The organism is Clostridium boliviensis (assembly GCF_033342255.1).
GTDB classification, from domain to species: domain Bacteria; phylum Bacillota; class Clostridia; order Lachnospirales; family Lachnospiraceae; genus Lacrimispora; species Lacrimispora boliviensis.
On the sequence record NZ_JAWONS010000292.1, the window covers coordinates 1 to 1,030 of the forward strand.

A 1,030-nucleotide genomic window follows, 5' to 3' on the forward strand; every position below is an offset into this window, starting at 1 on the left:
ATAAGCCTCGGGGAGCTGTAAGCGAGCGTTGATCCGGGGATTCCCGAATGGGGCAACCCACCGGTCTGACGAGGGCCGGTACCGCCACCTGAACCCATAGGGTGGACGGGGGCACACCAGGGGAACTGAAACATCTTAGTACCCTGAGGAGAAGAAAGCAACCGCGATTCCCTCAGTAGCGGCGAGCGAACGGGGAACAGCCCAAACCGGCGGGCACTTGCCCGTCGGGGTTGTAGGGCGTCCCACATGGAGTGATAAAGGATGCCGGTAGGTGAAGTGGTCTGGAACGGCCCGCCATAGACGGTGAAAGCCCGGTAACCGAAACCGGCGTCCCTCCGGGACGGACCCTGAGTACCACGGGGCACGGGAAACCCCGTGGGAATCCGGGAGGACCACCTCCCAAGGCTAAATACTCCCTGGCGACCGATAGTGAACCAGTACCGTGAGGGAAAGGTGAAAAGCACCCCGGGAGGGGAGTGAAAGAGTACCTGAAACCGTGTGCCTACAAGCAGTCGGAGCGGGCTTGACCCGTGACGGCGTGCCTTTTGTAGAATGAACCGGCGAGTGACGATGGTGTGCGAGGTTAAGGCGAAGAGGCCGGAGCCGCAGCGAAAGCGAGTCTGAACAGGGCGTTGAGTACATCGTCGTCGACCCGAAACCGGGTGAGCTACCCATGTCCAGGGTGAAGGCAGGGTAATACCTGCTGGAGGCCCGAACCCACTGGTGTTGAAAAACCAGGGGATGAGGTGTGGGTAGGGGTGAAATGCCAATCGAACTCGGAGATAGCTGGTTCTCCCCGAAATAGCTTTAGGGCTAGCCTCGGAAGAGAGTCGCGGAGGTAGAGCACTGATTGGGCTAGGGGCCCTTCCCGGGTTACCGAACTCAGTCAAACTCCGAATGCCGCTGACTCGCTTTCCGGGAGTCAGACTACGAGTGCTAAGATCCGTAGTCGAGAGGGGAACAGCCCAGACCGCCGGCTAAGGTCCCCAAGTGTCCGTTAAGTGGGAAAGGATGTGGAGTTGCCCAGACA

General features: G+C 59.8%; 1 rRNA gene. It reads left to right on the plus strand.

Going from position 1 to position 1,030, the window contains the following annotated elements:
* Positions 1-1,030 (plus strand): 23S ribosomal RNA (locus tag RZO55_RS21570); the annotation flags it as partial.